This window comes from Azospirillum sp. A29 (assembly GCF_042604625.1).
In the GTDB taxonomy this organism is placed as follows: domain Bacteria; phylum Pseudomonadota; class Alphaproteobacteria; order Azospirillales; family Azospirillaceae; genus Azospirillum; species Azospirillum palustre.
Genome location: NZ_CP170460.1, coordinates 304676 through 329504, shown reverse-complemented (window position 1 = coordinate 329504; position 24829 = coordinate 304676). Strand labels below are relative to the sequence as shown.

The 24829-nt window shown below is 67.1% G+C and carries 23 protein-coding genes; 10 read left to right on the top strand and 13 right to left on the bottom strand.

What is annotated here, in order from left to right; all coding sequences use genetic code 11:
• Positions 1-93 precede the first annotated feature (93 nt).
• Positions 94-531 carry a manganese-binding transcriptional regulator MntR gene (mntR, locus tag ABNQ38_RS01400; protein WP_109050890.1) on the top strand — a complete coding sequence of 146 codons (438 nt, stop codon included), beginning with the start codon at positions 94-96 and terminating at the stop codon, positions 529-531.
• A gap of 6 nt (positions 532-537) precedes the next feature.
• On the opposite strand, the gene ABNQ38_RS01395 is transcribed toward mntR, so the two are convergent.
• Entirely contained in the window at positions 538-1170 is a 633-nt protein-coding gene (locus ABNQ38_RS01395) for a response regulator (protein ID WP_377805316.1), read from the bottom strand.
• Positions 1167-2501, bottom strand: coding sequence for an ATP-binding protein (locus tag ABNQ38_RS01390; RefSeq protein WP_377805315.1), 1335 nt, complete (start codon positions 2499-2501; stop codon positions 1167-1169). Before ABNQ38_RS01390 ends, ABNQ38_RS01395 begins: the two co-directional genes overlap by 4 nt.
• Positions 2502-2979: 478 nt before the next feature.
• On the opposite strand from ABNQ38_RS01390, the gene ABNQ38_RS01385 reads away from it, so the two are divergent.
• Both ABNQ38_RS01385 and ABNQ38_RS01380 read left to right on the top strand, forming a co-directional pair.
• On the top strand, positions 2980-4896 hold the full coding sequence (locus tag ABNQ38_RS01385) for a methanol/ethanol family PQQ-dependent dehydrogenase (protein ID WP_377805313.1): 1917 nt from the start codon (positions 2980-2982) through the stop codon (positions 4894-4896).
• 73 nt (positions 4897-4969) lie between these two features.
• Positions 4970-5650 (top strand): pentapeptide repeat-containing protein, encoded by a 681-nt coding sequence (locus ABNQ38_RS01380; protein ID WP_377805312.1) that lies wholly within the window; start codon positions 4970-4972, stop codon positions 5648-5650.
• Positions 5651-5666: 16 nt separating this feature from the next.
• On the opposite strand, the gene ABNQ38_RS01375 is transcribed toward ABNQ38_RS01380, so the two are convergent.
• From ABNQ38_RS01375 to ABNQ38_RS01360, 4 genes are all read right to left on the bottom strand, one after another.
• The gene (locus tag ABNQ38_RS01375) at positions 5667-5864 is read right to left on the bottom strand and encodes a hypothetical protein (RefSeq protein WP_377805311.1); all 198 of its coding nucleotides are present in this window, start codon (positions 5862-5864) and stop codon (positions 5667-5669) included.
• Between the two features lie 3 nt (positions 5865-5867).
• Complete coding sequence (locus ABNQ38_RS01370; RefSeq protein WP_377805310.1) at positions 5868-7790, bottom strand: ferrous iron transporter B; 1923 nt, start codon at positions 7788-7790, stop codon at positions 5868-5870.
• A gap of 36 nt (positions 7791-7826) precedes the next feature.
• On the bottom strand, positions 7827-8204 hold the full coding sequence (locus tag ABNQ38_RS01365) for a ferrous iron transport protein A (protein ID WP_377805309.1): 378 nt from the start codon (positions 8202-8204) through the stop codon (positions 7827-7829).
• Between the two features lie 696 nt (positions 8205-8900).
• On the bottom strand, positions 8901-9092 hold the full coding sequence (locus ABNQ38_RS01360; protein WP_377805308.1) for a hypothetical protein: 192 nt from the start codon (positions 9090-9092) through the stop codon (positions 8901-8903).
• Here ABNQ38_RS01360 and ABNQ38_RS01355 point away from each other — a divergent pair.
• The 5 genes from ABNQ38_RS01355 to ABNQ38_RS01335 all read left to right on the top strand — a co-directional run bounded on the left by ABNQ38_RS01355 (position 9091) and on the right by ABNQ38_RS01335 (position 15427).
• Complete coding sequence (locus ABNQ38_RS01355; protein ID WP_377805307.1) at positions 9091-10476, top strand: MFS transporter; 1386 nt, start codon at positions 9091-9093, stop codon at positions 10474-10476. The genes ABNQ38_RS01360 and ABNQ38_RS01355 overlap by 2 nt on opposite strands.
• Positions 10477-10593: 117 nt before the next feature.
• A complete protein-coding gene (locus ABNQ38_RS01350; protein ID WP_377805306.1) occupies positions 10594-11748 on the top strand; it encodes an alpha/beta fold hydrolase in 1155 nt (384 codons plus the stop codon).
• An 11-nt stretch (positions 11749-11759) separates the two neighbouring features.
• A complete protein-coding gene (locus tag ABNQ38_RS01345) occupies positions 11760-12392 on the top strand; it encodes a histidine phosphatase family protein (RefSeq protein WP_377805305.1) in 633 nt (210 codons plus the stop codon).
• Positions 12393-12477: 85 nt separating this feature from the next.
• Positions 12478-14154 carry a methyl-accepting chemotaxis protein gene (locus tag ABNQ38_RS01340; protein ID WP_377805304.1) on the top strand — a complete coding sequence of 559 codons (1677 nt, stop codon included), beginning with the start codon at positions 12478-12480 and terminating at the stop codon, positions 14152-14154.
• Positions 14155-14302: 148 nt separating this feature from the next.
• The gene (locus ABNQ38_RS01335) at positions 14303-15427 is read left to right on the top strand and encodes a malate/lactate/ureidoglycolate dehydrogenase (protein WP_377805303.1); all 1125 of its coding nucleotides are present in this window, start codon (positions 14303-14305) and stop codon (positions 15425-15427) included.
• A gap of 10 nt (positions 15428-15437) precedes the next feature.
• On the opposite strand, the gene ABNQ38_RS01330 is transcribed toward ABNQ38_RS01335, so the two are convergent.
• Both ABNQ38_RS01330 and ABNQ38_RS01325 read right to left on the bottom strand, forming a co-directional pair.
• Positions 15438-15869 carry a DUF1810 domain-containing protein gene (locus ABNQ38_RS01330; RefSeq protein ID WP_377805302.1) on the bottom strand — a complete coding sequence of 144 codons (432 nt, stop codon included), beginning with the start codon at positions 15867-15869 and terminating at the stop codon, positions 15438-15440.
• A 77-nt stretch (positions 15870-15946) separates the two neighbouring features.
• Positions 15947-16960, bottom strand: a complete 1014-nt coding sequence (locus tag ABNQ38_RS01325; RefSeq protein WP_377805301.1) for an NAD(P)-dependent alcohol dehydrogenase — start codon at positions 16958-16960, stop codon at positions 15947-15949.
• 79 nt (positions 16961-17039) lie between these two features.
• Here ABNQ38_RS01325 and ABNQ38_RS01320 point away from each other — a divergent pair, with 79 nt between their 5' ends.
• A complete protein-coding gene (locus tag ABNQ38_RS01320; RefSeq protein WP_377805300.1) occupies positions 17040-18017 on the top strand; it encodes a LysR family transcriptional regulator in 978 nt (325 codons plus the stop codon).
• 12 nt (positions 18018-18029) lie between these two features.
• Here the strand turns inward: ABNQ38_RS01320 and ABNQ38_RS01315 are convergent, their stop codons facing one another.
• Entirely contained in the window at positions 18030-19175 is a 1146-nt protein-coding gene (locus tag ABNQ38_RS01315; protein WP_377805299.1) for a hypothetical protein, read from the bottom strand.
• A gap of 14 nt (positions 19176-19189) precedes the next feature.
• A complete protein-coding gene (locus ABNQ38_RS01310) occupies positions 19190-20443 on the bottom strand; it encodes a polysaccharide pyruvyl transferase family protein (RefSeq protein WP_377805298.1) in 1254 nt (417 codons plus the stop codon).
• 723 nt (positions 20444-21166) lie between these two features.
• Here ABNQ38_RS01310 and rpoH point away from each other — a divergent pair.
• Positions 21167-22114 carry an RNA polymerase sigma factor RpoH gene (rpoH, locus tag ABNQ38_RS01305; RefSeq protein WP_377805297.1) on the top strand — a complete coding sequence of 316 codons (948 nt, stop codon included), beginning with the start codon at positions 21167-21169 and terminating at the stop codon, positions 22112-22114.
• Positions 22115-22152: 38 nt separating this feature from the next.
• Here the strand turns inward: rpoH and ABNQ38_RS01300 are convergent, their stop codons facing one another.
• The 3 genes from ABNQ38_RS01300 to ABNQ38_RS01290 all read right to left on the bottom strand — a co-directional run bounded on the left by ABNQ38_RS01300 (position 22153) and on the right by ABNQ38_RS01290 (position 24451).
• Complete coding sequence (locus ABNQ38_RS01300) at positions 22153-22608, bottom strand: hypothetical protein (protein ID WP_174474757.1); 456 nt, start codon at positions 22606-22608, stop codon at positions 22153-22155.
• A 155-nt stretch (positions 22609-22763) separates the two neighbouring features.
• On the bottom strand, positions 22764-23543 hold the full coding sequence (locus tag ABNQ38_RS01295) for a class I SAM-dependent methyltransferase (RefSeq protein ID WP_377805296.1): 780 nt from the start codon (positions 23541-23543) through the stop codon (positions 22764-22766).
• Between the two features lie 44 nt (positions 23544-23587).
• Positions 23588-24451, bottom strand: coding sequence for a MipA/OmpV family protein (locus ABNQ38_RS01290; RefSeq protein ID WP_377805295.1), 864 nt, complete (start codon positions 24449-24451; stop codon positions 23588-23590).
• Positions 24452-24829: the final 378 nt, after the last annotated feature.

The window sequence follows — 24829 nt, the reverse complement described above, 5'->3', positions numbered from 1 at the left end:
TGCGAACTGGTATCAATCAAGTATGTACCGGGACAACGAGTATGCAAGGTGCTATACTTTCAGCATCCGAACATTTTTCCGGGCGGGTGGGGCGTGACTGACAGCGATGCGGACCTTCCCGATGCCGAACTTCATGCCGAGGGCTTCCGCAAGACGCGGGAGGCCCAGCGGACCGCCCTGGCCGAGGATTACGTGGAGCTGATCGCCGACCTGATCGAAAGCGGGCAGGAGGCCCGGCAGGTCGACATCGCCGCAAGGCTGGGGGTGGCGCAGCCCACCGTCGCCCGCATGCTGGACCGGCTTGCGGCCGACGGGCTGGTCTATCGCAAGCCTTACCGGGCAGTGTTCCTGACCGATGCCGGCCGGCGGATCGCCGAGGAAAGCCGGGAGCGGCACCGGACGGTCGTGGCCTTCCTCCGCTCCCTTGGCGTCAGCGCCGACACGGCGCGCATCGACGCCGAAGGCATCGAACACCATGTCAGCGCCGAGACGCTGGACGCCTTCCGCCGCGCGCTGGCCCAGGGCGGCTGACGCCGTTCAGTCGGCGAGACCGTTGTCGATGGCGATGCGGATCAGGGCGCGGGCACTGTCGGCGCCCAGCTTGTCCTTGATCTGGGTGCAGCTGTTGGCCACCGTCTTCTGGCTGATTCCCAGCCGCTCCGCGATGGCCGCCGCGGTCATCCCGCGTCCGACCAGAGCCAGGATTTCCCGCTCCCGCTGGGTCAGGGCGGCCAGCGGATCGGACGGCGGCGACAGGCTCATCAGCGCCAGATCGCGGGCGAGCCCACTGTCCAGATGGATACGGCCGGCCAGCACCGTGCCGATGGCGGAGGCCAGGCTGTCCGGCGCATCGTTCTTGGTGACATAGCCGCGTGCGCCAGCCTTCAGCGCGCGGGCGGCGATGGCCGGATCCTCGTGCATGCTGAAAATCAGGACGGGCACCGCCGGGCTTTCCTCGCGGATGGTGCGCAGCACGGCCATGCCGCCGCCGTCGCCAGGAATATTGAGGTCGAGAACGACGACGTCCGGCCGTTCGGACCGCCACAGCTCCAACGCGCTGCCGACATCCTCCGCCTCCACCACGTGGCCGAGCGCCGCTTCGGCCAGCAGGCGCTGGCAGCCGGCCCGGACGATGGGATGGTCGTCGACCAGAAGAATGGTGCGGGTCACGCCATGCGCTCCAATGCAGCCGGCGAGGCGGGCGACAGGCCGGGCCGGGGCAGGCGGGCTGACACACGGGTGCCGCCGCCGCCCGCAGTTCCGATCGACAGGCTGCCGCCTAGAGTGTGCACCCGTTCCGCCATGCCGGAAATCCCGAAGCCGTTCCTTGCCGGTTCGTCGCTGTCCGGCAGGCCGGGTCCGTCATCGGCGACGACGATCTCCACCGCCTCGGGATCGACCCGGAGGTTGACGGCGACCGCCGACGGTTTGGCATGGCGAAAGGCGTTGAGCAACGATTCCTGCACCAGCCGGTAGACGGTCAGCCGCAGCACGTCGTCGGAGCCATCCAACTCCGCCACCGTTGCGGCCGGCTCGATGGCAAGGGTGAGGGCGACGTCGGGCTGACGCCGCATCCAGTCGCCGGCCAACTCGGCCAGCGCCTCGCTCAGCGGCAACTGGTCCAGCAGGGCGGGGCGCAGGCGGGCCAGGAGCCGGCGGCTCAGCCGGTGGACCTCCGCCGCGGTGTCCAGGATCTTGCCGGCGCGTTCGGCCGCTTCGCTGAAGGCGTCTCCGTCGCTTCGACCTTCCCGCAGGCGCAGGATGCGGCCGGCATCCACCTTGATCGCGAAGAGGGCGGCGCCGAGTTCGTCGTGGATTTCGCGGGCGATCTCCCGCCTTTCGGCATCCTGCGCCGCGACGATGCGCTGGCCGGCCCGCCGGTTCTCCGCCTCCGCCGCTGCCAGCCCATGGGCCAGCGCGGCGATTCCGGTCCCCAGCCGGTCGAGTTCGGGAACGCCGCGGCCATCGAAGGAAAAGGCGTAATTGCCGGCGCGCAGCCTTTCCACCCCGGCTTCCAGCCGCGCCAGCGGGACCAGGGCACGTCCGACCGCCAGATAGGCGCCCCCCATCAGCAGCAGGCCGACCGTCAGCGTCGCGGCGGCGAGATCGGTCATGTCCTCCCAGACCTCGGCGATCTCGTCCCAGGGCTCGGCAACGATGCGCAGCTTGCCCGCCGCCAGCTGCCGTTCCTGCAAATCCACGCCGATCAGCGCGGCGAACCAGTCCGGTGCGCGCCGTTCGGCCGGCTCCGGCCTCGGCAGGCCGTCGGCCCCGATGAAGCGCAGGTGGCGCAGCCCCAGCCCGTTCAGCATGGCGATGCCGCCGGGGAGGTCACCGCGCTCGGCCACCGCGAGACTGAGCGCGCCGCCGAGTTCGAGGGCGGAGGCCATTTCCGCGCGGACGGCATCGCGGGCATTCGCGACCATCACCGCCCCGCCGGCGGTTGCCATCAGCAGAAGGAAAAGCCCGATCAGGGCCAGGATGCGCATCCTCAGCGACACCGACGCCCACTCCGAAATACGACCATCGACGGAATGCTAACCCATCCACCGGTTCAGTCGCCATCCGCCCTTCGCACAATCGGGCCACAGTGTGGATGCCAATCCTGGCCGTGTACGGCATCGGACGGGAAAAAATCCCGGCCGATCCGGGATGTCGTCATGGGATCGGGTCAAGAAATTCTTCCCCGGATTGTCGAATGGAACCATGGCCCCGACCGGAAGACTATTGGAGCCGGCAAGACATGGTGCTGTGTGCCGGGCGGGATGCACAGACCGGCCTGAAAAGGGTCCTGCCATTCAGGAAGCAACGGCTTTCTGGCGCGATATCGTCACGCTCGCCTCATCCCGCTACCGGGGGCGGCATCGCCTCCCGCCGCCCGCAGGAACGGGATCGAGCCGGCGTGACGCCATCGCCGGCACGGCTTCGCAAGGCCGTGTTCGCAACTGCCGCTTCGCGGCCAATCATCGGGGGAAACGCATGACACTTTCGTCCTACAGCACGATAGCGGCCGTCACCGGCGGCAAGCCGCAACACCGCTTCCGCGGGGCCTGTCTGGCCGGGATCGCGGCCGTGGCCGCCGCGCTGTTCCTGGCTACGGCGCCTGCCGGTCCGGCGCTGGCGTCCGACGTCACCTGGGATGCCATCGCCAACGATGCGAAGAATCCCGGCGACGTGCTGATGTACGGGATGGGGGTGGAAGGCAAGCGTTTCAGCACCCTGAAGCAGATCAACACCGAAAGCGTGTCGCGTCTGGTCCCCGCCTGGTCCTTCTCCTTCGGCGACGAGAAGCAGCGCGGGCAGGAAACCCAGGCGCTGGTCCATGACGGGGTGATCTACGTCACCGGCTCCTACTCGCGGATGTTCGCGCTGGACGCCAAGACCGGCAAGCGGCTGTGGAGCTATTCCCATCGGCTGCCCGACGACATCCGGCCCTGCTGCGACGTGGTCAACCGCGGTGCCGCGATCTATGGCGACAAGGTCTTCTTCGGCACGCTCGACGCCTCCGTCGTCGCGCTGAACAAGGATACCGGCAAGGTCGTCTGGAAGAAGAAATTCGCCGATCACAAGGTCGGCTACACCATGACCGGCGCGCCGACCATCGTGAAGGACCAGAAGACCGGCAAGGTTCTGCTGATCCACGGGTCTTCGGGCGACGAGTTCGGCGTGGTCGGGCGGCTGTTCGCCCGCGATCCCGACACCGGCGACGAGATCTGGATGCGTCCGCTGGTCGAGGGCCATATGGGCCGGCTGAACGGCAAGGACAGCACGCCGACCGGCAGCGACAAGGCCCCCTCCTGGCCGCGCGACAAGGACGGCAATCTGGTGGAGGCGTGGAACCATGGCGGCGGCGCGCCCTGGCAGAGCGCTACCTTCGACGTGGAGACCAACACCATCGTCATCGGCACCGGCAACCCGGCGCCCTGGAACGGCTGGGCCCGCTGGCCGGGCGACAGCCTCTACACCTCCGGCCAGGCCTATGTCGATCCGACCACCGGCGAGCTGAAGGGCTTCTACCAGCACACGCCGAACGACACCTGGGACTTCTCCGGCAACAACGAACTGGTGCTGTTCGACTATACCGACGCGTCGGGCAAGACGGTGAAGGCGACGGCGCATGCCGACCGCAACGGCTTCTTCTACGTCACCGACCGCACCAAGCTGGCGACGGCCGGCGGCGAGGCGAACAAGCCCAACAGCGTGCTGGCGGCCTATCCCTTCGTCGACGGCATCACCTGGGCCAAGGGCATCGACCTGAAGACCGGCCGTCCGATCGAGAATGAGGGCCAGCGCCCGCCGCTGCCGCCCGAAGGCGAGAAGCGCGGCAAGCCGGTCGAGGTGTCGCCGCCGTTCCTGGGCGGCAAGAACTGGAACCCGATGTCCTACAGCGAGGACACCAAGCTGTTCTACATCGCCGCCAACCATTGGAAGGAGGATTACTGGACCGAGCATGTCGGCTACAACCCCGGATCGGCCTATCTCGGCATGGGGTTCCGCATCCACAAGATGTTCGACGATCATGTCGGCAGCCTGCGGGCGCTGGATCCGAAGACCGGCAAGATCGTCTGGGAGCATAAGGAGGAGCTGCCGCTGTGGGCCGGCACGCTGGCGACCGCCGGTAATCTGGTCTTCACCGGCACCGGCGACGGCTTCGTCAAGGCCTTCGACGCCAAGAGCGGCCAGGAGCTGTGGCATTTCCAGACCGGGTCGGGAATCGTCTCCTCCCCGATCACCTGGGAGCAGGACGGGGTGCAATATGTCGGCATCACCACCGGCTATGGCGGCGCGGTGCCGCTGTGGGGCGGCGATCTGGCCGACCTGACCACCCGCGTGACCCAGGGCGGTTCCTTTTGGGTGTTCAAGCTGGCCGACGTGAAGGTCTCCAGCAACAAGTGACCGGCTCCGCGAAACCGGAGCATGGAGCGCCGGGGCGGTTGCCGCCCCGGTCCTTTTCATCGGAGGCATCATCATGACGTCGCACAGCAAGGCCGCGCTGCCGAGAAAACTCTGCCGGATCCTGGCCCTGAACGCCCTGGCCGTCTGCCTTGCCGCGCCGGTCCCCGCCGTCCTGGCGGCGGAAATGGAGACGGCGGCGATTCCGGCGGCCGTAGAGGAGGCCGGACAGCCGGTCGGCGGCGGCGAGGAGGAGCGGGCGAGCGTCGTCAACGGATGCACGCTCGGGCCCCGCATCGTCTGCCCCAACCTGGATCTGCGGCATCGCAATCTGCGCGGGCTGTCGCTGGCCGGGGCCGATCTGCATGGGGCCAACCTGATGCGGGCCGACCTGCGCAAGGCGGACCTGCGCGGCGCCGACCTGACCGGCGCGATTCTGGACGGCGCCGATCTGCGCACCGCCTTTCTCCAGGGAGCGCGCCTGTCCGGTGCGCGGTTGCGGGGTGCCAATCTGGAATTCGCCCGTGCCACCGGTGCAGACTTCACCGGCAGCGACCTGACCGCCGCCAATCTGGAGGCGATCCGCGCCGACAAGATCAATCTTGCCGGCGCCAGCCTGGAAGGGGCCAACCTTCAGGAGGCGAAGATGGCCCTGTCCAACCTGTCCGGTGCGAACATGGACGGGGCCAAGCTGCGCTTCGCCATCTTCCAGGACGCGCTGATGACCGGCTGCCGGTCCTGTCCGACCGGCTGGTGACGGTGCGGCGGGACCGTCAGCAGCGCTTGCCGCGTTTCGGTCCCGCCGCCTCGCAGCCGCAGCAACCGCCGGAGCAGCCGCCCGCCTGCGAGGGGACCGGCCGTCCCGCCAGACGGCGCAGGCGGTTGCGCAAGGGGGCGGGCAGCAGGATAGTCCAGGCCACCCAGGCGAAGGCGGCGACGACGATCAGGCCAACGATTAGGCTTTCCATCATGGCTCACCCTCCCAGCAGGGCGCTGGACAGGTGGAAGGTGACGAAGGCGGCGCCATAGGCGAGCGCCGTCATGTAGACGATCATCACCAGCATCCAGACCCAGCTGTTGGTTTCCCGCTTCACCACCGACAGGGTGGAGACGCATTGCGGGGCGAACACGAACCATGCCAGCAGCGACAGTGCCGTCGGCAGGCTCCAGTCTGCCGCCAGCACGCCGGCCAGCGAGCCCGAGAGTGCGTCGCCCGTCTCGCTCAGGGCATAGACGGTGCCGAGTGCCGCCACCGCCACCTCGCGTGCCGCCATGCCCGGCACCAGGGCGATGGCGATCTGCCAGGTGAAACCGATGGGGGCGAGAAGCGGGGCCAGCGCATGGCCGAGCATCCCGGCGAAGCTGTAGTCGATGGCCGGTCCGGTCGCGCCGTCGGGCGCCGCCGGGAAGCTGCCGAGGAACCACAGCAGGATCATGATGGCGAAGATCACCGTGCCGGCGCGGGCCAGGAAGATGCGTGCCCGCTCCAGCAGCCCCAGCAGGATGTCGCGCGGGCTGGGCAGCCGGTAGGACGGCAGTTCCATCAGCAGCGGTTCGCGGGCGCCCTTGAAGATCGTTCGCTTCAACACGAAGGCTGCCGCCAGCGCCGACAGGATGCCGGCGGCGTAGAGGGTGAACATCACCAGCCCCTGCAACCCGATCATGCCGCCGGCCACGGTCCGGTCGGGGACGAAGGCGGCGATGATCAGCGTATAGACCGGCAGCCGGGCCGAGCAGGTCATCAGCGGGGCGATCATGATCGTGGCCAGCCGGTCGGCGCGGTTCTCGATGGTGCGGGCCGCCATGATACCGGGGACGGCGCAGGCGAAGCTCGACAGCAGCGGGATGAAGGCCCGGCCATGCAGCCCGACCCCGCCCATCAGCCGGTCGAGCAGGAAGGCCGCCCGCGCCATGTAGCCGGTGGATTCAAGCATCAGGATGAAGAAGAACAACACCAGGATCTGCGGCAGGAAGATCACCACGCTGCCCACGCCGGCGATGATGCCGTCGGTCAGCAGGCTTTTCAGCAGGCCGTCGGGCAGGGCCGCTCCGGCGCCGGCCTGAATCCAGCCCAGTCCCTTATCGATCATGTCCATCGGCACGGAGGCCCAGGCGAACACCGCCTGGAACATCAGGAACAGAACCAGGAACAGGAAGGGCAGGCCGATGGCCGGATGTAGCAGGGCGGCGTCGATGCGGCGGGTGGCAAGCGACGGCCGGCCTGCATCGCGCAATGCGGCGGCCAGGATGGTTTCGACCTCCTGATGATAGGCGCGCAGGTCGAGGGCGGAGGGTTCGCTCCAGCCGCAGGAGGTGGTGCCGGGGGAGGGGGCCAGGGCAGCGGCCATCGCGATCATGCTGCGGTCGATCTGGTCGAGCAGTCCGGCCACGCCGGTGCGCTTGATTGCCACTGTCGGCACCACTGGCACGCCCAGCGCCGCCGACAGGGCCGCCGCATCGACGCGGCAGCCCCGCGCCTCCGCCACGTCCATCATATTGAGCGCGAGGATGATCGGACGGCCGAGCTTCTTCAGCTCGAGCACCAGCCGCAGATGCAGGCGGAGGTTGGCGGCGTCGGCGACGCAGACCATCACGTCCGGCGGGGCCTCGTGCTGGAAGCGGCCCAGCACCACGTCGCGCGTCACCTCCTCGTCGGGAGAGCGGGCGCGCAGGCTGTAGGTTCCGGGCAGGTCGACGAGCTGCACGCGGGTGCCGGCCGGGCTGAGGAACTCGCCGATCTTGCGCTCGACTGTCACGCCGGGATAGTTCGCCACTTTCTGGCGGGCGCCGGTCAAGGCGTTGAACAGGGCGGTCTTGCCGCAGTTGGGATTGCCGACCAGGGCGATGCGCGGCGGGATGCCGGTGAAGGCCGGGGTGGATAGAACGGTATCGGACATCGCGGAAACCTTCCCGCAGGAAGAGGAGGTGATGGCTCAGCCGAGCGTCACCAGGACGGCGTGCGCCTCCGCCCGGCGCAGGGCCAGGGTGTGGTCGTTGATGCGCACGGCAAGCGGATCGGCGCCGGGGAATCCCTCATGCAGGATTTCCACGCGGGCACCTTCGATCAGGCCCATCTCGATCATGCGGCGTTCCAGTTCGCCGGGCGGCAGCGGGGTCACGACGGCGGAGTCGTCCAGACCGGTCACAACCGCGCGCTGGCCCTTGCGCAACGCGCCGAGACGGCAGCAATCGCCACCGGCGGGGGGATCGGAATTGGTGCCGGGTGCGGGACCGGGAGCTGGGCCAAGTGCTGGGTGGGTGGCGGGAGACGGAGAGGTGGCGTGAGCGGGGCCGGATAGCGGCGGAATCATGGTGTGGCACCTGTGGGCGGCACGCCGGAAAGGACGTGCGCATCGGCGGCAAGGGCCGCAGACCCGACAATGATGCGAATCATTTGCATTTGCGATGTGGCGAAGCGCCGCGGAGCGGTCCCGTCCTCGGGGCATAGCGTTGGAAGGGGCGAGGCGCGCCTCCCATGGACGGCAATTTTTTCGATTTTCTCCGAAAAAAAACGAAGGAGCGGGGTGCGTTTTCGCAATCTCACTCTCATTATATGTGAAAATCAAAAAGCGATTCCAATTCGAAATAGCAAAGCTCAGCCTTTGCTGCACTGCAACCAGCGTGTGTATTCCGTTCCCCAGCGTCGCGGATTTTTCGGCATCGGCTGCCTGTACCGCCAAAAAACATTGAAATTCACATAAAAAGCCTATCAGAAATATGTATCAAGAGACGTGTGTTTGCATTTGTCTGAATATTTACAGTATCCGTATCTCAAACAAAAAGCATACCCAGGTATGGTGTTCGGAATCCAGAGCTTTTATTTTCGAAGCAATTTCGATTTACCAATTCTTTGGAGTTAGGATTTAGCCTCCGAAACACTTCTGCGCAGCGGTTGTGTGTCTGGAGCTAACAATGCAATCGAAATCAGTCACACGCTCGCACGTGATTCTGCCAGTTCTGACGATGATTGGAATCGCACTGTTTTCTTGTCTGATTTGTGCAAAATTTTATGGAATTAATGCAGCGGATTCCCCCTTTTCTGCTATGCGGATTTCGCTCGATTCCGCACGCAACCATATGGCGATCCTGGCGGCTGCAATTCCGGCGATCCTGTGGTCAGCAGGTTTGCTGCTGCCTTCTTTCCCACGGTTGGCCGGCGCCACGCCCCTGCGGGGGCTGATGGTGGTGGCGGCGGCCATGCTTGCCTTCTGTGCCATGACTTTGCCGGGGCTCGCGGGTCTGTTGCCGGCCGAGGCGGTGCGCGGCTTCTTCTATGACGCTGCCGTGCTGCTGGTCGTCTGCCTTCTTCTGGTGTTCGAAGGGCTGCTCCTGCTCGCCGCCCGCCCAGGCCGCGGGGAGGCGGAGCCGGTATCGGCGGTGGGCCGCATGCGGGCCGCCCTGTTCCTGTTCATGCTGGCGGAGGAACTGTCGCGGTCCTTCCTGCCGCTCTATGCCCGCGAACTCTACACCCCGGTTCCCGGCCTGTCCGAGACCGTGATGATGGGGCTGCCAATCGGGCTGTTCATGGCTCTGGTCGCCGTCTTCACGCCCTTCGCCGGCCATTGGGCCGACCGGTTCGGCAGCCGCCGCACGCTGCTGCTCAGCACCCTGCCGGCGGTGGCGGGATTCATCGGAACGGCGACGGCCGGGTCGATGGCGGAGCTTCTGTTGTGGCGCGGGGCCTGCGCGCTCGGCTATGCGGTGATGTTCATCGGCGCGCAGGGCTTCGTCGCCCGCCACACCCCGGCGGACCGGCGCGCGCGCGGCATGGCGCAATTCGTCGCCGCGGTGATCGTCGCCGGCCTGTGCGGCGCGCCGCTGGGCGGCATTCTCGCCGATCAGTTCGGCTATCGCGCCACCTTCGCGGTTTCGGCGCTGCTGGCGCTGGCGGCCGCGGCGGCGGTGACGCTTCTTCCGGCCGACCGGACGGAGCGGGTGCAACGCCGCCCCTTCCGCATGGGCGATGCGACCGCACTGCTTGCCAATCCCCGCTTCCTGGCATTGCTGCTGTTCTCGTCGGTGCCGACGAAGCTGATGCTGACCGGATACCTGTTCTATCTCGTCCCGGTGTCCCTGCATGCGGCCGGTGAGACGCCGGCCGGGATCGGCCGCCTGATGATGACCTATGGGCTGATCATCGTCCTGCTCGGCCCATGGGTGTCGAAGGTCGCCGACCGCACCGGCCGCCATGCCCTGTTCGCCGGGCTGGGCGGGCTGATCGGCGGGGCCGGCACGCTCGCGATCCTGCAGGAACAGGGCGTCGCGGGAATCCTGATCGGCATCGCCGCTCTCGGCGTCGCCCATGCTCTCAACAACGCCACCCAACTGGCCCTGGTCCCCGAGATCTGCCGCGCGGACTGTGCCCGCATGGGCGATTCCAGCGTCTTCGCGGTCTACCGCCTGCTGGAGCGCGGCGGTTCGGTGATCGGTCCGTTGCTGGCTGCGGCGCTTGCCGACCGCTTCGGAATGCAGGCTGCGTTGGTGGCTCTCGGCGCGCTCGGCATGCTGTGCGGCACGGCCTTCTGCGTCGTCTTCCTGCTGGTTCCGTCCGCCTCGCCGGCAGCGGAAGAGGCCGTCCGATGAATTCCCTCGCCCCCCGCCCCCGCTATCAGCCCCGTACGTCATCCGTCGATGTCGCAAACCCCGACAGCCTTATGTCCATCGCCCCCACACCCATCGATCACGGAGGCTTCGACGCCCATGCCTGACCAGATGCTCGTGGAGCCTGTTCTGACGATGCCTTGCCCCTCCTTCGCCGGGGAAACCCTTCCTGTCCATGGCCGCCACGACGGCGCGATGGAGACCCTGCGCGTCACCCTGGAGGCGCTCGGGATCGGATCCGTCGAGGAGATGACCTGGAAGAACTATGAAACCATCATGCGGGTGGTCGAGCCGCTGATCGGTGCCGGCCATCGCCTGCGCCATTTCGACTATACCCACAGCGCGGCACTGCAACTCGGCACGGTGGAGCGGCTGCGCACCGACTACACCATCCGCCTCGCCTACACGGAATGGGGCAGTCCGCAGAATCCGGCGCTGCTGTGCCTGGGGGGCATCGCGAATTCGGCCCGGCGCTTCGACTATGTCGCCCGCGCCCTGTCGCACCGCTACAATGTGCTGTGCCTCGATTGGGCCGGCCGCGGCCGCAGCGGCTGGCTGGCCGACCAGTCGGACTACAGCTTCGACGGAACCGTCGCCCAGGTGCTGGCCCTGATCCGCCACAAGCAGTTGGGCCCGGTCACCCTGCTAGGCTCCTCGCTCGGCGGCAGCGTGGCGATGCGGGTGGCGGCGGAGGCTCCGGATCTGGTGGAACGCCTCATCCTGAACGACATCGGCCCCTTCATCCCGACCGAGCGGCGGCGGCGCCGCGCCGAGTCCGTCGCCCGCCACTATGTCTTCCGCCATCCGGCCCAGCTGTTCCACCGCACCGGAGCGGCCCAGAAGAACGACGGGCCGGTGGACGACACCGTTCTCCTGCACAACAGTTTCCACCAGACCCGCTGGTCGGAGGAAAATGGCGGCCGGGTTTACCGCCACGACATCCGGGCGCTGCAATGCTACCGCGACGGCGCCATCCAGGACCACGACCAGTGGGACGACTGGCAGCGCATCGACTGCCCGGTGCTGCTGGTGCACGGCATGATGAGCGACGCCCTGCAGGAGGCGACCATTGCCCGGATGATGGGCAAGCCGGGGTTGAGCGTCCTGCATGTGCCGGATGTCGGCCATACCCCGACGCTGAGCGATCCTCTGCACATCGACGCCGTGGCCCGCTGGATGTCGGCCCCCCATACCCTGCCGGCGGAAAGCACCATCGGCTGGACCGCGGGCGCCGCCCGCATCCTGTTCCGGTGAGAGGGCCGGCGATGACGGACGGCTTCCATTTCGTGCGCCACGGCGAGACGGACGACAACCTCCGGGGCGTGCGCTGCGGCGGCGACCGCGACATTCCGTTGACCGAACGCGGGGTCGAGCAGGCCCGCCAAGCGGCGGGGCGGCTCCGCCGGTCCGGCCGGATCTGCGGTCTGGTGATCGCCGGTCCGCTGGATCGCACCGCCGTGACCGGCGCCGTGTTCGCCGAGACACTGGGCGTTCCGCTGCTCAGGCGGGACTGGCTGCGCGAGCGCAGCCTGGGGGATTGGAACGGCCTGCCGATCGAACTGACGCGCCCCTGGTTCGCCGCCGGAGAGACGCCGCCGGGCGGGGAAAGCGAAGGCGCCTTCGCCGCCCGTGTCCTGGATGGTGTCGACGAACTGGCGAACGGACCCGCCGGACTGCTGGAGCACCGGCCGCTGCTGGTCGGCAGCAAGGGCGTAGCCCGCATTCTGCTGCACCGGCTCGCCGGGCGGCCGGGTGTGGAACTGGGAAATTGCGAGGTCGTGGCCTTCACCCGCCTGTCCGCCCCGCCGGGCGGGCCGGGATGGTGGCGCTGCGACCCGCTGGCAACTCCACTGGAGACTCCGCTGGAGGCGAAAGCCGGGGCCTGCTGCCCGGCCTGACTGGAGAACCGGTCAGAAGTCCAATCGAAAATCGATGCGTGGATACCGCGCGATGCCGCGTGGATCAGGAGTAAGGAGAAGGGCGATGAAGCTCAAGATTGGTACGCGGCTCATGCTGCTGGTGTTCGGCGTGGCGCTGCTCAGCACGCTCGCCGGGGCCACCGTCCACCTGACGGGAACGCGCACGAACCTGATCGAGCAGCGCAAGGCCAAGGTCAAGGAGATGGTCGATGCGGCCGCGTCCGTCATCGCGCTGTATGGCGAGCAGGAGAAGTCCGGCAAGCTGCCGCGCGCGGAGGCGCAGGAGCGTGCCCGGGATGCCGTGCGCGCCATGCGCTATGGCAATGGCGAGTATTTCTTCGTCTACGACTATGCCGGTGTCAGCATGGTTCATGGCCTGCGTCCGCAGGTCGAGGGCAAGAACCTGCTGAACCTGAAGGACCCCGACGGCGTCCCCTTTAACGTTCAGATGACCGAGGCGGCCAAGGCCGGCGGCGGTTTCGTCGCCTTCCGCCACAAGCGTACCGACGACGCCGAGCCGACTCCGAAGATCGCCTATGCCACCGGCTACCAGCCCTGGCAGTGGATGGTCGGCACCGGTGTCTACACCGATGATGTCGATGCGGAATTCCGCGCCCGCATCTGGCGCGAGCTTGAGGTCTCGCTGCTGCTTCTGGCGGTCAGCGTCGGCATCGGCATCTGGGTGTCGCGCGGTATGTCGCGTCCGCTGCTGGCGATCCGCGACGTGCTGGGCCGCATCGGCGGCGGCGACCTGACGGCTGCGGTGCCCCATGCCGACCGGCCCGACGAGATCGGCGACATGGCCCGCGCCGTCGCCGGGCTCGCCACCACATTGCAGGGTGCCCGTGACGAGAGCCAGCGCGCCGACCTGGAGCGTGCCGCCCGCGACCTTCAGCGCGAGCGCCTGTCCGTCCGTGCCGCCGAGTTCGCCCGCGCGATGGACGAGGTCGTTGCGACGCTCAGCACCACCACCGTGGCCCTGCACGAGCGCACCGCCGCCCTGACCAACGACGCCGCCAGCACGACCGACGAGGCGCATGCCGCCGCAGGAGCCGCGCAGGGTGCCTCCGACAGCGTCGAATCCGCCGCCCAGGCCAGCGAGGAACTGCGCGGCTCTATCGCCGCGATCAGCCGTCAGGTGGAAAGCGCCGCCCAGACCGCGTCCCGCGCGGTGACGGAGACCTCCAACACCACCGGGATCGTCACCGGCCTCGCGTCGGCCGCCGAGCAGATCGGCGCGGTGGTGGAGCTGATCAACTCGATTGCCGGCCAGACCAACCTGCTGGCGCTCAACGCCACCATCGAGGCGGCGCGTGCCGGCGAGGCCGGCAAGGGCTTCGCCGTGGTGGCGAGCGAGGTGAAGAGCCTCGCCACCCAGACGGCGAAGGCCACCGAGGACATCCAGTCGCAGGTGGGCGCGATCCGGGCGGCGACCGCGAACGCCATCGGCGCCATCGAAAGCATTGCCAGCCTGATCACCAACCTCAGCGCGCTGAACGGCGAGGTGGCGTCGGCCGTGCAGCAGCAGGAGGCGGCGACCCACCAGATCTTCGCCAACGCCCGCGCCGCCGCCGACAACTCCCGCCGCGTCACCAGCAGCGTCGGTTCGCTGTCGTCCACCATGACCACCACCAGCGAGCGGATGCGCCTCGTCTCCACCAGCGTCGAGAGCGTCTCGGAGCAGTCCGAGCGGCTGAAGGACGAAGTCCGGCGCTTCGTGGCGGAGGTCAACGCCGCCTGACCGGACGGTCTGATCGGCTGAAGCGGGGCGGATTTCCGGCGGTCCAGGCTGCCGGGATCCGCCCTCTTGCTTTTTCGGCAACAACTCAGCCCTTGCCCCGCCTTGGGAGCGGCAACCAAATAGGGGCCATCGAACGGGAAGGCAGACGATGACGGAAACACAAAAGGATCCCTTCGCCGCGGCGGCGTCCTTCACTGCCGGCGTCTATGGCACCGGATTGCGGCCGGTCCGGGCGGAGCGGCTGACGGAGGCTGCGCGGCGTCTGCTGCAAGCGGCAGGAAGCGAGGCTTCGGAAGCGGCGGTCGTTGCCGACCATCTGGTCGAAGCCAATCTGCGCGGGCACGACAGCCACGGTGTCGGCATGCTGGCGATGTACATGCCGGCGATTGCCGCAGGGCTGCTGCGGCCCAACCGGCATGCGGCGGTAATCGGCCGGTCCGGCCCCTTCCTGGCGGTCGGCGGCGGCAGCGGCTATGGGCAGGTCATTGCGCGCGAGGCGACGCAGCTTGCCATCGAGCAGGCGCGGCAGGACGGTTTGGCCGTGCTGTCCCTGCGCGACAGCCACCATATCGGCCGCGTCGGTTCCTATGGCGAGCAGTGCAGCGGTGCCGGGATGGTCATGCTCGCCTTCGTCAATGTCGTCACCCGCCCGGCGGTGGCGCCGCATGACGGCACCCGGCCGCGGCTGGGCACCAACCCGATCTGCATCGCGGTTCCGGCCACGCAGGCGACGCCGGCCTTGATCCTGGATTTCGCCACCAGCGCCGTCGCCGTCGGCAAATGCCGCGTCGCCATGGGCAAGGGGCAGGAGATGGCGCCGGGCCTGCTGCTCGACCAGCAGGGCGCCCCCACGCGCGATCCCGGCGTGATGTTCCAGGATCCTTCGGGCGCCTTGCTGCCGCTGGGTGGGCACAAGGGATTCGGGCTGGCGCTGATGTGCGACGTGCTGGCGGGGGCTTTGGCCTCGGCGATGCCGGGGACGCCGTCCCACCAGGATTCCGGCCGGGTCATGAACAACATGTTCGCCATCGTCTTCGACCCGGCGCGCGGCGGCAACGCGCAATGGGCAGCCGATCTCGACGATCTGGTGGCCTATGTCCGCGACACGCCCACGGCGCCCGGAGCCGATGCCATCCAGATGCCGGGCGAGCCGGAAACCCGCACCCGCCGGCAACGTCTGGCCGACGGCATCCCGCTGGACGGCGCCACCCTGGCGATGCTGGACAGTCTGGGGCGGGAGCGCGGGCTGGCGCTTGGCGACTTGCTGGCCTGACGGCCGGCTGTCAGGCCAGCAGCCTCGAGGTCGCGTCGTCCGGCTGGCCGTTGCAGAATCGGTCGAGTGCCTTGCGGTAGAGGTCTCCCCCTTCTGCCGCCGCCTCGGCGAACAGGGTCATGGAGGAGCGGAACTTCAAATCGTCGGGTGAGCCGAAGATCTCATGAAGCGTTCGCCCCTGCACGGCCAGCACGGTTTCGGTCGCCTGTGCCAGCCGGCCGCCCAGGACGGGGTGCGCCAGATAGGCCCGCGCCTCGTCCAGGACGGCGATGCCGTAGAACCGTGCGGTGGGCGAACGGCCGAGGTCGCGCAGCTGCGGGAAGATGAACCACATCCAATGGCTGCGCTTGCGGCCGTCGCTCAGTTCCGTCAGCACGGTCGCATAGACCGGGGCCTGAGCCTCGACGAAGCGCTGGAGATCAAAGGGATCGCTGTCCGGCATGGCGCCACTCCTCGTTCCTGGGTCCATGCCGAGACATCGGTCGCAGGCCAACGCTTCGCAACGGCTATCAGCCGCTATCAGCCGCCGTTGCCGAGCGCAATGGCGATCTTGCCGAAATGGCTGCCGCGCGACAGGGCGGCATAGGCGCCGGCCGCATCCTCGAAGTCATGGACACGGTCGACCACCGGCCGGAGCTTGCCGGTTTCGATGGCACGGACCGCCTCGCGCAGGTCCGCCACCGATCCGGTGTTGCTGCCGACCACCTTCAGCATCTTCATGATGATCGGGAACAGCGACGTCCGGAGGTCGGCGCCGCTCAGGAAGCCGATGACGAAAACCGTCCCTTCCTCCGCGGTGGCGTTGAGCGAGCGGGGGAAGGTCCCCGCACCGCCGGTCTCGACCACCAGATCGACGCCGGCCCCGCCGGTCAGCTCAAGAACCCGGACATCCCAGTCGGGGGTTGTCGTGTAGTTGATCGTCTCGTCGGCGCCGAGCGCCTTCGCCCGGTCCAGTTTCGCGTCGGAGGAGGAGGTGATGATGACCCGGGCGCTGGCCGCCTTGGCGAATTGCAGGGCGAACAGGCTGACGCCGCCGGTGCCGAGCAGCAGAACCGTGCTGCCCGGACGGACGGCACCGGTGCGGATTGCCCGCCAGGCGGTGGTGGCGGCTATCGGCAGGGTGGCCGCTTCGGTGAAGGACAGATGTTGCGGCACCGGGACAAGGCTGGCGGCCGGAACCACGGCATAATCGGCGAGCGAACCGGGCATGGTGATGCCGCGCATCCTCCGTCCCGCGACCGGCGGCAGGGCTCCCGCCGACCAGTCCGGCAGGAAATGCGGGATGACGCGATCCCTCTCCGCCAACCCGGTCACCCCGGAACCGGTTTCCACCACCTCCCCCGCGCCGTCGGCGACGGGGATCAGCGGCAGCGACGGCACCGGGAAGGTACCGGTGGCCACGGCGAGATCGACGTAGTTGAGGCTGGCGGCGCGCAGGCGGACCAGCACCTCGCCGGCGCCCGGCGTGGGGCGCGGCAGTTCGGCGATGCGGAAGGCGTCGAGACGGGGGGCTTCGAGCTGATAGGCGCGCATCGGGCAGTTCCTCGCTTGCTGTGATCGTGTGATGCGAGGCTATGCCGTTGCGCTCGATCCTTTAATCGGTCGCCTTTGCATGATATTGCTGCACACCATGCACGAATTGAGCGATCAGGGCTTGGAGGAGATCGCCGCCTTCCTGGCGGTTCTCGACACCGGCGGCTTCGCCCCGGCGGCGCGGGTGCTGAACCGCGACGCCTCGGTGCTGTCGCGCCGGGTCTCGTCCCTGGAGCGTCGGCTGGGGGTGCGGCTGCTGGAGCGCACGACACGGCGGGTGACGGCGACGGAGGCCGGGCGCCGGTTCGCCGACCGTGCGCGCATGGCCCTAACCCTGCTGGCCGATGCCGAGCGGGAGGCCGCCGATGCCGGGGCCGTTCCGCAGGGCACGCTGCGGCTGTCGCTGCCGGAAGCCTTCGGGCGGCTGTGGGTGGCGCCGCTCCTGCTCGACTTCCTCACCGCGTTCCCCCGCGTGCGGATCGAGGCCTTCTACAGCGACCGTTTCGTCGATCTGGTGGGGGAAGGGTTCGACCTTGCAATCCGCATCGGCCGGTTGCCCGACAGTTCTCTGGTGGCGCGCAGGTTGGCGGTCGACCGGCGGCTGATCTGCGCCGCGCCCTCCTACCTCGTGTTGCGCGGAGTCCCGAAGGAACCTGCCGATCTGTCCGGCCATGACGCGCTGCTGTTCGCCCTGTTCGCCTCGCCGTCGGAATGGCGTTTCGCCCGGGGGCGCGAGCGGGTGCGGGTTCGGGTTGCCGGGCCGCTGCTGACCGACAATGCCGAAAGCCTGCTTCACGCCGCCGTGGCCGGGAAAGGCTTGATGATGTGTTCGGAATGGCTGGCCGGGCGGGAATTGACCGACGGGCGTCTGGTGCCCGTTCTGCCGGATTGGACGGTCGAGAGCGGTGCCAGGGGCGGTATCGGTGGCGACGCCGACGGGGAGACTGCGATCCATCTGATCCGGCCGTCCGGCCGTTTCATCGCCGGCAAGACCCGGGCTTTCGCCGACTGGATCACCGACAGGCTGTCGCCGCCGCCCTGGAGCCGGCAGCCGTGATCGCCGCCCCGTTCAGCCTCCGTCGATCTCCACCCGCACGCGGACGAGGTCGCGGTTCCAAGTGATCCTGCATTTGTCGAGGTTCAGCCGCGTCATGTAGACGTAGGCGGTCTCGCCGACATCCTCGAAATTGCGGCTCTGGCTGTCTGGGTCGAGCAGAGCCGGATAGTCGAAGGCCGCCGCATCGCCGCAGCCATAGCGGAACAGCAGGGAGGCGGCCCATAGAAGCTCCGGTTTCGACCAATTGACCAGATCGGGGGAGGTGGTGGTCCAGACGCCGGTGCGGCCGTCGCGGGTCATCGCCACGGTGGCGATGAACAGGCCGCTGGCGCGGTGGCGAACGATGCTGCGCACGGTGCCCTGCAACACATTGGGGGCGACCGGGGCGCAGACATGGTTCTCCGGCGCATCGCCGCTCTGGCCGTCGCGGACGAAGCGCACGGAATAGGATTTGCCGTCCCACCCGCGCCAGCTTTGCGGATCGGCGAGATTGTCGGTGCGCATCAGGCAGGCGCCACGCTGCTGCGCGCCGAACCGCTCGGCCCACAGGAAGGCGTACCAGTGGTCGCCGTTGCGGACGATGTTGCTGGGCGCGAAATAGCCGGTGCGCTGGCCGACGTCGCCGCTGTAGGGATAGGGCAGCGTTGCGACAGTGTGGTTGGGCGGGGCGGCGCTCAGCCGGAAGCTGGACCCGCCGTCGCTGGAAACCGCCGCGGTGATGCTGTTGCGCCAGCAGCGCATGTACTCGCCGGACGGGCAGAGCGCTCGCCGCTTCTGCGCATGGAATTCGTTGCTGACCAGGGCGAAGACCGTGCTGCCGTCCGGCGTGTAGAAGGACGAAATCCAACTGCGGTCGTCATGCAGGCGCGGATCGTCCTGCCCATGACCCTGGAAGATCACCGCGCAGTTCGGCCGCACGGCATTCAGCGACGGGCCGGTCAGGGCCCGTGCGGTGGAATGCGAGGCGATCAGATGCACCGTGCCGCCGGCGTCCCGGAAGGCGCGCGCCGGGGTGTCCGGCGCGTCGCTTTCGGCACAGGCGTCGCGTTGCCAGGAGGTGACCGTTTCCGGTTCTCCCGTCTTCCTGATCGTCAGTGCGTGGGCCTGTGCAGCGACCATGCCCAGCGTGAGCGCCAGTGCCGCGGTCCGGCGGAGCATGGCGGTCTTCACCGTCACTTGCCGTTCGCGATGGACTTCAGGAAGGGCGCCGGCTGAAGCCGGTTGGCAATCAGGAAGTCCAGGTACCGGGCTGCCGACTCGGCACGGTGGCGGTCGTAGGCGTCCGGATCGAAATTGATTAGCGATTTCAGGCGGCTGCGCGTCAACGGCATCGTCAGGTCGGCGGCGTCGGCATAGGGTACGCCGGTGTTCTCGCAAAGCTCGCGCGTGCGGGAATCGATGGTGACCGTCAGGCCCATCCGTTCCGCCTGGATCGCCAGGGCGACGCCGTGATAGCGGCAGCCGATGGTCAGATCCTGTTGGCGCAGAGTGTCCATCCAGGCCGGCACGTCATAGTAGGAGCGCATATAGTTTCGGCACCAAGCCTTGAACTCCTCGAAGGAGTAATGCGGCACGGTGTGGCGGTGGATTTCCTTCAGCGCATGCGGATCGATGCTGTCGAACAGCCCGCGCGAGGCACGGATCATCTCGCCCATCGACTGGACGATGTACTGGCCGGGCGCAATGGGGTCCATCATCAGGGCGATCAGCTGGTGCTCGATTTCCCGCGTCTTCACCCAGGCCTGATGGCCGCCGGCCACGGTGATCGAGCGCGGCAGGTCGAGAGCCGACCAGTTCGCATGGATCTTCCGGCCCAGGCCCGGCGCCTGGTTGAGGAAATGCGACGGGCAGCCGCCGGGCAGCGAACCGGCGATGCCCAGCTTGTCCAACTGCGCCGTCGTGTAGGCCCCGCGGGTGTAGATGTTGGGCGAGGTCATGGAGGACGGGTTGGAGGCCGCGATCACCTGCGCCCAGCGCAGCGTGCCGGGGCTGAGTTCGATGTCGTGCTCATAGCTGTTCGCCTGGGCGCCGAGGCCGATGGCGACGACGGGAAGCCCGGATTTCTCCAGATTCTCCGCCATCTGGCCGTAATCGGTGTGGCGGCCCAGCTGGTTGGCGCAGGGAATGACGATGATGTCGGCGTTGTTCCGCAGCGTCTCCGCCGACGAGCCCCAGCTGAAATGCTTCATCGGATTGTTGATGTGGCTGCAGATCGAATGCACGAAGGCGAGGTTGCCGTTGTTGTGCCCGATTCCGTTGTACAGATCGTCGAAGGGGGCGTTCGAATAGAGGCCGAGATTCGGCGTCTTCCACAGCACCGCGACGCGCAGAGGCTGGGACGGCGCATGGCCGGAAATCCGTTCAGACGTCTTGCCGGAATTGTGCGGCCGGTCGACAGGGGTGTCGATCACGATGTCTTCAAGCATGTCGGCTCTAGCCTCGGGTCGGTGGATGCTGGAAACAGGACAACGGTAAGCGCAGAAGAGGTAAGACTGCAAGTGACAACCTAAAAATAACACGGCCTGATCATTGGAAGACAGTATTTAGACTTTCTAACGAAATCTCATTTTGGAGTTTGTTTTGTATAATTTGACCGATGATCGGTTGATCATCTTATGAAGGTCCATCGAAATTCGAAAGATCATCGATTTTGCGGCAGGGGGTTGAAAGTGGCGGTGGCGTGTCCCATTTCCGAAAACGTTCCGCCAAGACAGACGCGGGAACCAAGCTTCAGTTGGGGTGCCAGGGAAATTCGCCTGGGCGCCCCTTTTATGCGTTGTGAAAATTCCTATATAGTGTCTGTTGCGCCGCTGATGGCGCCGGCTCCGACAGAATGGCTTTCGCCCCGATGATCCTTAAGCTTCCCCCGGTTCGGTCGCGCTGATCGCGTGGCCCAGCCGCTCCTCTCCGGCCCTCGTGGCGTGCCGGCTGCGGCGACCTCCTTCCCCGGTCGCGGCGCCGCCCGCGGGGCTGGAGAGGACCTCTTCTCCGACCTTTCCAGCACCGAGACCCGGTGCACGCCGTCCGGCAGCGTCGAATGCCGGTAACGCAACGAACCAAAAATCGACCTTTCAACAGGACCGACCCGAACAACGCCGGGGCCTTTGCCCGCGGCGCCGCTCCCGTCGGATGGGAGAAAAAGAGACACCATGCAGCGAAACGCTGAAACCCGCACGACCCAGACCACCCCCACCGCCCAAACCCGTCCTGCCGAACCCCGCTCCGCCGAGCCGATGCAACTCTATCTGCAGGATGCCCGCAAGTATCAGTATCTGACGCCTGAACAGGAACATGATCTGGCGGTCCGCTGGCACGACCACCAGGACCCATCGGCACTCGACAAGCTGGTCGGCAGCCATCTGCGGCTCGTCGTCAAGATGGCGCGCGGCTATCTCGGCTATGGCCTGCCGCTGTCCGATCTTGTGGCGGAGGGCAATGTCGGCGTGATGCAGGCGGCGCAGAAGTTCGATCCCGGCAAGGGGTTCCGCTTCGCCACCTATGCCTCGTGGTGGGTGCGTGCCGCTATCCAGGAATATGTCCTGCACAACTGGTCGCTGGTGAAGATCGGCACCACCGCCGGGCAGAAGAAGCTGTTCTTCAGCCTGCGCCGCCTGAAGGCACGGATGCAGGAACTGGAGAGCGGCGACCTGTCGCCGGAAGCGGTGGAAAGCATCGCCACCGAACTGAACGTGTCGAAGGCCGAGGTGGTGGAGATGAACCGCCGCCTGGGCAACGACCGCTCGCTGAATGTCGGCCTGTCGGAGGATGGCGATGCCGAGTGGCAGGACCTGCTGGCCGATGACCGTCCGGACCAGGAGACGACGCTTGCCGACTCAGAGGAGCGCCGCCGGCGCCAGCAGTTCCTGAAGCTCGGGCTGGGCGTGCTGGACGACCGCGAGCGCAAGATCCTGATCGCCCGCCGCCTGCGCGACGAGCCACTGACGCTGGAGGAATTGAGCCAAACCTTCCACGTCTCGCGCGAGCGCGTGCGCCAGTTGGAGGTGCGTGCCTTCGAGAAGCTCCAGAAGGCGGTGATCGCCACCGCCAAGACGGAAAAGGTGACGATGGAAAAGAACCGCCTTCTGATCGATGCCTGAGCGGGGTGGGACCGCCCCTGCTTTGGCCCGCCGGCGGCTTACGTGTCCAGGCAGCCGCCCTTCGGCGCGACGGTGATGCGGATCAGCTCCGACCCGCCGCCGCCGAAGACATTGCCGCCGGTGTAGGTCAGGCAGCCTTCGTTGCGGTAGATGACCTGAAGCCGCTGGGCGTCGTTGCCGAAATAGAACGGGATCCAGCGCTTGCCGGTCTCGTGCCGGATCATGTTGTCGGGCGCGCCGATCAGGGTGGAGACCTCCTCCATCGTCATGCCGATCTGCAACTTTGCGAAACGGCTGCCGGGGGCAGGGGTGCCGATCACCTCGCCCTCATAGCGCCCGTCGCGCGACTTTACCATTCTTCCTCCCGGCGTCGACGGTGCGGCCGAGGCGGTGGCGCCTGTCCCGTCGCCGGTCGCCGCCCCCTGTTGTTGCCCGGCACAGCCGACCAGCAAAGCCGCCACCGACAATGCCGCCCAAGTCGTTTTACCCAGCATGTCTTTCCTCACCGAATCTGTTCTGGTTGTTGCCCTGTAGGGACAACTATGAGTGCGATAACCCCATGAAGGCATCGGCAAAGGCGGGTGAAGAACCCCTAAGAGGGGTAGTAACAACAGGCGGATCGCCGGTCGTCAGCTTTTCATTCAGCCCTTCACACCGTGGCTTCGGCTTGGCGCTTGCCGATATAGTTCTTGAACAGGTCATAATCGGTGTCGCAGCGTACCTGCGCCAGTCCGGCCGTCGCCATCGCGGCGGTGATGATCTCCGGTTCCACGCAGCGGTCGATCGTCTCCCAATAATAGCGCATCAGCGTCCGTCCGCTCTCGCCGCCACCGCTGAGGCGCGAGACTGCCGGCACCACAATGCCGAGATAGGCGTTCATCAGGTGCCGGGTGACCGGGCGGCGCGGCCGGCCGATCTCCATCACCAGCACGGTCCCGCCCGGACGCAGCACGCGGCGGAACTCGCGGAAGGTGGCGGTCAGGTCGCCGACATGGCGCAGCGCATAGCCGATGGTGACGAGGTCCATACTGCTATCGGCCAACGGCAGGGCATCGGCCACGCCCTGGATCAGCGGGATGGGAAGGCTGCGCCGTGCCTCCGCCAGCATCGCTTCGCTGAGATCCAGGCCGATGACATCGCCGGGATTGCCGCAGAGCGACACGGCCTCCCGCGCCACGAGGCCGGTGCCGATGGCGACGTCCAGCACCCGCATGCCCGGCTGCAGACCCGCCCGCCGCAGGCATTGCGACCGGTACCAGGAGCCGGACCCAAGCGCGAAGATGGCATTGATGCGGTCGTAATGATGGGCAGTGCGGTTGAACAGCCCGCGGACGAAGCGCTGCCGCTGCGTCCTGTCGCCATAATAGGTGTCCAGAACGGGATGCGGTTCGACGGCGGTGCCGACGCGGGGCGTGGATTCGGTCGGCACGGCGTTGTCTCCTTCGAAAGGGAGCGGGCCAATGGGAGTTGAGATCAGTCTAGAATGTCGCTCACCGCGCCGCTCCGGCTGTCCGACCGGTAGAGCGAGACGGTAAAGCCGGCCCCAATCGACAGGTTGACGGTTCGCTTGTAAAGCGGGCTGTCGTCGTTCGCAGCACCGGAGAACAGCTCGCCACGGACGGCGCCGAAGGCGGAAATCCGCTCCGTCACCGGCATGACGAGCGAACTGTGCAGGCGCAGGCCGAGATAGCCGGCCTTTGCGTCGTAAGCCGGGCGGCCGGGCCGCACATATTGCGGCTCCACCTGATAGAAATAGTCCATCAGATGGCTGGAGGCGAAGATCGGTCCCATGCTGAAGCGGAACTGGTCGTCACCGGATATCAGGCCCGCCTTGCTGTAGGCGACATCGGGCGCGAAGACGAGGCCGCGGTACTTGATGCGGCTGAAATCGGTGGAGAAGACGCTGCGCACCAGCAGAGTCAGGTCGATCCGGTCGCGCCTGTCGCTGTCACGGTGCAGGTTGATCTTCAGTGCCGGGCCGATCTCTCCCAGAAGATCGATATCCGGCATGCCCTCCCGCGCCCGGTTGTGATCGGCGGAGGAGCCCAGGGCGCCTTCCAGGCTGACCTCGAAGGTCACGCGGTCGGAGCGGTAGAGCCGGCCCTGGATTCCGTTGCGGTCGGCGCGGAAAACGTCGCCACGGTAAATGACGTAGGGCAGGGCGGCGGCCTGGACATGGTTCTGGTCGGCGGCCGGATAATCGGGGATGTAGCCGGCACCGCCGCCGATGCCGATCTCGAACAGCGGCTTTCCCGCATCCTGCGCGCCGGCCCGGTCCGGCATGCAGAGGATGATCGCCGACAGGGTGCAGGCGGCAACGGCAAGCGTCGTTGGCAAGACACGCACCATGCATCCCCGGTTGAGTTGGTCGTTTTCAGGTCGTCGGCATCTTGTGGGTGCGGAACCCGGCAGGCAAGTGGGTTTCCATGTCACCAAATGGGTAACCAATCAAGACGGTTGCATTGGCTCAAGTGCATCGGTCGGATTGGACCGCGGCATGCAGTGGCTTTGAAATCAATCCGAAACATTGCTTGTCGGAATGTTGAGAACAGCAAGCGCTAATATCAGAGTCGAGCGGATATATCCTTTCGGCTAGTCCCCGGATAAAGGGCAGTGTCAGGGTTTTGTCCCTGGATTGCGCGGGATGGGCTGCGGTAAATTTTGGCGAGAGTGACCGGTCAAAAAGCCAGAAACGGGTATCCACCTCGAACACCC